Below are 8,457 nucleotides of genomic sequence, written 5' to 3'. Positions count from 1 at the left end.
CAATATCCGATACCAGAAAATAAGAGAATACTTGCTTATAAAGCAGAGTTAGAAGCAAAGAAAAAAAGAGCATCATGATAAATGCGACTAACAACGTAGTCGCATAATCATATATCTTTTATTTATTTTGATTGTCTACTTGACAGGAGTCAGATCACAAAGAAGTCAGATCAGAGTGCGGCAGTTTTTTTGCAAAATATAAGTGCAGGGCACAGGTATATATCAGTGCACAATTGTCAGTTCACAGTGCACAGTTGCTGTGCACTGAATTGCACCTTATGCCATCTAAGCCCTGAAATTGCGAATTGTAAATTCATTGAATTGAAAAAGAGATATCGCTAACAATTTTCCATTTGTTAATGCGACATCCCCTTTTTATCTTCTTAATAACTATAACCAAAAACATTAATCTATAATATGTTTTTCAATTATCCCATAAATTATAGATCCCTTTTTCTTCCCGCCATAAACTTTTTCTATTCCAAGGTCTTCAAAGTTATTAATCCCCCTTCTTTCTTTTATGACTACTCTCTTTTTGCAAACCCTAATAGCTTCTCTAATGATTTCATTTGTTAAAGTACTATGTGCTGCAAAATCTCTAAAAGAGTTGATTGATGTAGACTTTTTATTAGGTTCCTTAAACATGGGATCTAAATAAACTACATCAAAACTACTATCGCTTTGTGTTTTAAGATAAGTTTCGTAAGACTCATTAATTATTTTTATATTTTCTACCCTATCCCCGTTAATATCTCTATAATTTTCTAAACCATTTTTAGTTAAAAAGGCAATATACTTATTAATCTCCGTACCAATAACAAAACCTGTTTTTCCTACTAATGCAGAAAATATTAAAGAATCACTAGCAAGACCTAATGTACAATCCAATATACTATTACCTTTTTCTAATTTTGTTGCTTCTAGTAATGCTACTTTTTCTCCTTGCAATATTGATTTAATCTTTAGTTCTGCCACGCTAGGATGCCAAAATAATGTATTCTCGTCATTCTTTAGAGTAATCCTATCTTTTTCTACTATCATCAAATAATCCACGTCATCTTCTTCAATTGTTCTTCTTATACTGGCACTTTTTCTTTTTATATATGGTATACTTAACTCCTTAGCTATAGCTTTAGCTTTATCATTTAATATTTCATTACTTTCTCTTATGGTAGTTACTGCAATTTCCATTTATATCCTCTATTTCTTTCTTTTCTTGTTATACAATTAATATTATACTATTCTATTTCTCATTTCTCCCTTATAGAAACTATCAATATTATTTACTACTTCCTTTAATAATCTAGTTCTAGCTTCTATTGATGCCCAAGCAACATGTGGTGTCATAATAAGATTTTCCTTCTTTTTAACATGTAACAATGGATTTTCTTTTTTTATTGGTTCTATTGTAAATACGTCTAATGCTGCTCCTGCTATTATTTCTTCGTCAATAGCTCTTGCTAAATCTTCATCTACAACTATTGGACCTCTACCCATATTGATTAATACTGCATTTTTCTTCATTTTACACAAATTCTTATAATTTATTAATCCTTCTGTATTTTCATTTAATGGAGCATGAATCGAAATAATATCACAAGTTTCTAATAACTCATCTAATTCTAACCTTGTATAATCATTATTATTATTTCTACCTGAAGTTGAATAATATACAACTTCAGCACCAAAAGCATCTGCAATATGAGCTACCCTTATTCCGATAGCCCCCAAACCAATTATTCCCCATCTCTTACCTTCGATATCATTGTAAGGATTACTCAAGTCTGTAAACAATCCTGACTCACTATATTTACCACTCTTTACATAGTTATCATAATAACTTATTTTATCATATAGACTAAGCAATGTAGCAAATGTATGTTGTGCCACTGTTGGCGTTGAATATCCTGCTACATTGGTAACTGCTATATTATTAGCCTTTGCATACTCAATATCAATGTTATTATATCCAGTAGCTAATTCACAAATTAATTCTAAATTTTTAGCTTCTTTTAGTTTGTCTCCATTTAAAATTACTTTATTTACAAATATAATATTAGCATCTTTTATTCTTTCAACTATATCTTCATCTCTAGTTTCATCATAAAAAGTTACTTCACCAAATTTACTAAATATATCAAAATCTAAATCTCCTAAAGTTCCTTTTTCGAGCATTACAATTTTTCTCATCCAATCACTCTCCGTTATGTATTTGTACTAATTATACTACATATATATTTCTTATATATCAAATTTCACTATTATTATTTTTAAATATAACATTATTCTTTGAAAGTAAATATATTAACATAATCGAAATCAATATTGTAATAGTAACTATAATTCCGCCTTCTGGTCCAAAGGTACCTCCATTCAAAATATTATCTCCTATATTTTTTGTAGTGTACAACGTTCTTGTCTTATTACCACTTACTAGAAAACCAAAAACATTACCTTGAAAATAGTTCCAAGTTATGTGGTATCCAATTGGCAGCCATAAATTGTTAGATTTGATATACATATAGCCAAATAAAATACCCATTAAAAATATGTTTATAAAAGATAAAATTGTAATACCTGGATTCAATGCATGTAATGCTGAAAATATCGCAGCAGATACAATTAGAGGCATCCATTTATTGTGAGTTTGTTTAAGAACATTTATACAATATCCTCTAGCAAACATTTCTTCACCAATTCCTACGAAAATAAATACTATCAGTGCCATTACTAATGAAAAAGAGAAATTTGGCTTATTAAGAGTTGTAGTGACCTCAGCATTTCCTGTAAAAATCAAAATAAGAAATACTATTGTCATAGAAATTGCACCAAAAATTAATCCGATACTTAATTCTTTGAAAGATTTTCTTATATTCTTTAATCCAATATCACTTATTGGTCTATGCTCTAGAACTTTCCAAAATATTACCACAGAAAATATCAATGACATATTACTTAGTATAGTAATTATAAAACCAACTCCGGTGGATGGATCATTCATTTCTGTAAAATTAAAATCAATATTAATACTAGTATTTGTCATACTCAAGTTTCTGATAGTATTCTTAATAAAGTATATAATCATAGGTATACCTGAAACAATTAAAGCTATAATTGTAAAGGTGATAAGTACTATAATGATTTTCCATGCACTCCTTATTTGATTTTCCCTATTTTTAAATATATTCATTTTATCTCACCTCTAACATATTTTATCATATATTACATTATCATGATATTAAGTTTCTTTCTATTCATTCCATAAATTGATAAAGAGATTTATCTTTTCAGACAAATCTCCTTATTCTAAAATTGTAATTCTAAATATTCTCTTTTATAAATTCCTTTATTTCAGTCCATGCATTTTTGCTTTCTTCTAATGAAGGAATTAGTAATTGGAAATCATGGGACATTTCTTCATAAATACTTATTTTAATATTTACTCCTGACTTTCTTGCCTTTTCTGCTACTTTTTTTGCATCATCTAATAATATTTCATATGATCCTACTTGAATAAGTAAATTAGGAAATCCTTTGTAATCTCCTAACACTGGTGATGCATAGGGATCTTTTAGATCTTTTTCTTTAAAATAAAAGGTTTTTTCTATTTGATTTCCCATAGCCAAACCATTTCTGCCCAAAATAACATCTTTGTCTGTATTTAATTTCACAGAAGGAAAATCATTAGCTGCATTAGTCCAAGGTGAAATTGCAATAACTGCTTTAGGTAACGGAATATTATGGTCTTTTAAATATAGCGTTGTAGCTAATGTTAAATTGCCACCAGCTGAATCTCCTATTATAATTATCTTATTATTATCATATCCTTCCTTAAGCAACCACTTGTATACTTTCACAGCATCATCAAGAGCAGCAGGATATTGATGGGTTGGTGCAACACGATAATCTACACTAAATACTTCAGCTCCTTCTGCACAATTAGAATACTCTACTGCAATTGTCCTATATTGATTACAAAGAGCTACTATATAGCCACCTCCATGAAATTGTAATATAATAGAATCACTTTTCCTTTTTATAGGCATTAAATGTTCTACAGGAATACCCTCTACCATTAACTTCTCATACTTAAAATCCTTAGGTGCTTGCCATGATGAAGGTATAATCTCTCCTATAGGTAGGTTATCAATATACGGTATTACTTTATCTAATGCTTCCTCAATTATTTTTTTTTGCTCAATATTCATACTTATCTCCTTTATTATCTATTAACTTGTTTTATTATAGAATATTTTTACATATATGTAAATTATATAAAGGAGTTAATTTCATAAAAATCATACAAAGGCAGAATATACAATATTTAGTGTATATTCTGCCTTATTCTTGTAAACCTATATTTTTTCATTATTATATTCATAACTAATTACATTCTTAAGCAAAAATGCTTGCACTAATATTAATAATAAATATGAAAGAAAAAACACTCTCTCTCCAGATGCAAATACTGTAGGGCTCATTCCCATTACAATGCCAGATGCGAATATCGCTAAGAAAAATAATGCTACTATCTTTGCTTCTCTACTATATTCTAAACAATTCAAAATATACCATGCAAAGAATAGCATCCAAAAAATTAATACAGCTATATTAAACAGCATCTTAGCGCTATAAACCTGCCATATAACACCATCATCTATCCCATTAACCGTGTTTTTTGCTATAATAGTTATAACACATAAAAATAGATAACTCAATTGATCTAAATAGCTTTTCCTTAATGTTAAAATTCCTAACAATAACAAAAGTATTGTAAAAAACGGAAATCCTTGTATGAAAACACTCTTTAAACAATGAATTACTCCAAGCATTGCCTTATCAAAAAAGTTATACATGTCAAAGTTTTGATACCATCTTAACACCTCTGCATCATATCTAATTACGTTACCTGGCGCAGCATATTGAATTGCTGCATTAATTAATCCAAAAATAGCAAGTATAATGTAGCCCTTTGGTATCCTCTGCTTTTTATAGATTAAATATCCAAAACAGAATAATATCATACAAATAAATACTGCAGCAGTCTGCTCTGCATAGCAGGCTAAGAAAACACCAATCCATGCAAAAATCATATCTATCTTTTTAACTTTTTTACCTGCAACTTCTGCTAAAAATGGGTACAATCCTATTAGTAACATAATACCAGGTAATAAATAATTAAATGATCCTGTTACCCATAATATCGAAAAATTTACTATTGAATCTGGCATTATAACAAGAAATATGGATATTAAAGAATACAATAAAAAACATTGTTTATCAGTAATATCTTCTTTAAATAAAAGAATAATTCTATATATATATACTGGTACTAACACATATATAATTGAGTTACATATTTTCCAAATCTTCAATGGTAAATTTAAATATATAATATCAAGAAGTTGTAGTGGTATACGTCCTCCCCATAATTTATAAAAATCTTTACACCATGCTAATACTGATGTATTTTTTAAAGTTTGCTGATATACTATATCATCTCCATCTAACAACACCACATTATGATGAATCCATAAAACATATAATAGAAAAATGAATAACGGAATATACTTATACAACTTTTGTATTTTATTTTTCATCGATGTAATACTCCTCCTTTGGATACAATACATAAGAATTACCTTCTCTGTCTTCAAATAAAACTGCTACTTTTCTCGAGTCCTCTTTTAGCATCTTAACATTTCCATATGCAAGAACTCCATCACCAGTACATAATTCATCACTTACAGAATCGTCTTTAGAATTAAAAGCATATGGATATGTTTTTAATTTATAGGCATTTTTCTCCTCTTTATCTACTAATAAAATTGACGCCTTCTTATAGACATTATTTCCTCCGCCTAACACCCAATTGTAATAATTATAATTTATATCAGTATTTTTAGTTGCTGCTGTTACATACAATACTCCATCTTTGTCTGTGGATACTTCTTCTATATAAAGAACTCTATTTTCATTAGTCTCAATTATAGGAATTGATGTTATATCAATTACTTTTGTATGATGATTCACTAAAATATATGAAAACATAAACAGTAATGTACTTACTAAACAAATACCAACTCCCAAAATTGTCTTCATTCTTCCCTTTCTTTCTTCCAACATATTTTTCATACTTCTTCTCCAAATCTTTAATTATAAACATTTACAACATCCATTGTATTTATTTCATCGACTAAAATATTTGTAATTTATTTAAGTTTGTTCCAATAAAACATGGTAAGTATAGCATGTTTCATTTCAAAGGTCAATGATATAACCTTACCTAACAATAGATTTATTACAACATCCTAATTACAAAAAGAAATTGTTAAAAAACAACTAAAGTCATTCTTTAACAATTTCTATCTATACATAATGTTATTCAGCTAATTCTACATTTATACTATCTTCACTATCATAAATTTCTTTATCAAACATACCTTCAGATTTAGCTACTACAAGACACGTAGCTGAATCTCCTACAACATTTAATGATGTAACAAGCATTTCAATCGGTCTATTTATAGCTAATATTAATGAATAAGCTAATAATGCTGCATCATTATTGTATCCCATTCCTGTAAGAACAGTAAATAATATTATAGCTCCTGCTCCTGGTGCTGCTGGAGTCCCTATTGAAGCAATAAGTGCTAATAATGCTATTACTACTATATTCGAAATTGTAACATCATACCCTGCACTTGATGCTATAAATATTGCTGCAATAACTTGCATTATCGCTGTACCATTCATATTTATTGTCATTCCAAGTGGTAATATAAAAGATGCTACATCTTCACTTACACCTAATTCCTCAGTAGTAGTCTTTGTATTTAGTGGAAGAGTCGCTGCTGAAGATGATGTTGAAAATCCGAATAAAGCCACCTTCGCAATTTTCTTAATAAAATTCACTGGATTAACCTTAGCTCCAATTCCTACAAAAGCTGCATACCCAAATACTAAGAATATTAGTAATGCACATACTGTTGTAACCACATATACAAGTGCTGGTTTTAAATTCTCAACACCATATATTGCAAATGTTCTTGTTATAAGAACAAAAATCGCAACTGGTCCAAACTTAGTTATTACAAAACTTAAAAATACAGTTATAATTTGATTTACGTCTTCTAAAATGTTTTTAAGTACTTTTATTTTATCACCTAATACATTTATTGATAGCCCAGTTATTACAGCTACAAAAACTATGGCAAGAACACTTCCATTTGAAGAAAACGCCTCAGTTATATTACTAGGAACTGCATTTACTATTATCATTAATGGATTATTTGAATTGGCTGTAGCAGATTTTGCAACTACATTATCTACATTAGTTGTAAATAACCCCATACTCTTTATTAAAAATCCAATTGCTCCTGCTAAGATAAGTGCACAAAATGACGTAATTATAAATCCTAATATTGTTTTATAAGAAATACGTCCAAGTTTCTTTGTATCACTTATTTTACACATTGCAAGAGTAATTGATGTAAATACCATAGGAACAATTACTAATTGTAATGACTTAACGAAAAGTTGTCCTAAAATATAGAATATACCTATTGCATTTGTAGCACCTTCTGCTGAAATGTCTTGGAACAATAAATTATTTATAGTATTCCACAAACTACTATCAGCACCTATATGCTCTCTTAAGAATATACATCCTATTCCTACCAATAATCCTAGTGCTAATGAAATTGCCATTTTTATAGCTAACTTATTACCGCTATTACTAATCTTCTTATTCACTTTTTTCTCTCCTCATTAGTTAATTTCCCAAATTAATATGACTTAATAACTATATAAGGTTAGCATGCTATGAGTTTTTAAAATATAAAAAAGCCTTCCGCAAATACGGAAGGCTATAACACTCAATTTATATATCTAGAATTTTTATTTTCAACAAAAATCAAGATTTACTAAAAAGCATACTATATCTTCCTTACTGACTTCTCGAATCAATTTAAAGGGATTTTTTCTGTAATTTTATCATCTCATCATTAATTTGTCAACTATATTACTTTTGCTTTAGACTTACTCCTCTATACTCTTTATATGTTATTTAAAAATCGTAACATATGATACATACTTTTTTTGATATATATTATATATTAAATGTAATAAATATTGATAGTGTAAAGTTTGCTATGAAAAAATAATATAACAAAAAACACTATCTTTTTGAAAATTTAAAGTAGTAAATTACAGAAATAATTTAAATTTGAGCATGACAAAAAGACCTTTAATGAAGGCAAAAAAATTTATATTTGGTTATATAATCCGTTAGGAAGCATTTTTTTCTTGGATATCTAAAATAGCTTGCTGTCCTAACCTGATTAATATTTGCCATTTGGCAGGCATATTATCGATACCATCAAGAGCTTCAAGTTCATTAAGTGGTTTCCAATAGTTATATGGATGAGGTCTTAGAAAGTTATAATATGCGACCCA

Annotated in this window: 7 protein-coding genes and 1 pseudogene; all 8 read right to left on the bottom strand. The window is 28.5% G+C overall.

Annotated elements, in window-relative coordinates; all coding sequences use genetic code 11:
- Positions 1-405 precede the first annotated feature (405 nt).
- Entirely contained in the window at positions 406-1,191 is a 786-nt protein-coding gene (locus KQI30_RS15980; protein ID WP_216464344.1) for a class I SAM-dependent methyltransferase, read from the bottom strand.
- A gap of 42 nt (positions 1,192-1,233) precedes the next feature.
- Positions 1,234-2,190 carry a D-2-hydroxyacid dehydrogenase gene (locus KQI30_RS15975; RefSeq protein WP_216464343.1) on the bottom strand — a complete coding sequence of 319 codons (957 nt, stop codon included), beginning with the start codon at positions 2,188-2,190 and terminating at the stop codon, positions 1,234-1,236.
- 58 nt (positions 2,191-2,248) lie between these two features.
- Entirely contained in the window at positions 2,249-3,190 is a 942-nt protein-coding gene (locus KQI30_RS15970) for a CPBP family intramembrane glutamic endopeptidase (protein WP_216464342.1), read from the bottom strand.
- Between the two features lie 130 nt (positions 3,191-3,320).
- Complete coding sequence (locus tag KQI30_RS15965) at positions 3,321-4,208, bottom strand: alpha/beta hydrolase (RefSeq protein WP_216464341.1); 888 nt, start codon at positions 4,206-4,208, stop codon at positions 3,321-3,323.
- 147 nt (positions 4,209-4,355) lie between these two features.
- Positions 4,356-5,600 (bottom strand): DUF6056 family protein, encoded by a 1,245-nt coding sequence (locus KQI30_RS15960; protein ID WP_216464340.1) that lies wholly within the window; start codon positions 5,598-5,600, stop codon positions 4,356-4,358.
- Complete coding sequence (locus tag KQI30_RS15955; RefSeq protein ID WP_216464339.1) at positions 5,590-6,135, bottom strand: hypothetical protein; 546 nt, start codon at positions 6,133-6,135, stop codon at positions 5,590-5,592. The genes KQI30_RS15960 and KQI30_RS15955 overlap by 11 nt, the downstream gene beginning before the upstream one ends.
- A gap of 246 nt (positions 6,136-6,381) precedes the next feature.
- Positions 6,382-7,755 (bottom strand): dicarboxylate/amino acid:cation symporter, encoded by a 1,374-nt coding sequence (locus KQI30_RS15950; RefSeq protein ID WP_367397871.1) that lies wholly within the window; start codon positions 7,753-7,755, stop codon positions 6,382-6,384.
- 534 nt (positions 7,756-8,289) lie between these two features.
- A pseudogene (locus KQI30_RS17750) lies at positions 8,290-8,457 on the bottom strand (transposase); the annotation flags it as partial.

The sequence above is a fragment of the Clostridium bornimense genome (assembly GCF_018917145.1).
GTDB classification, from domain to species: Bacteria; Bacillota; Clostridia; order Clostridiales; family Clostridiaceae; genus Clostridium_AN; species Clostridium_AN bornimense_A.
The sequence above is the reverse complement of the archived record's forward strand: the minus strand, read 5'-3'. Positions and strand labels throughout refer to the sequence as shown.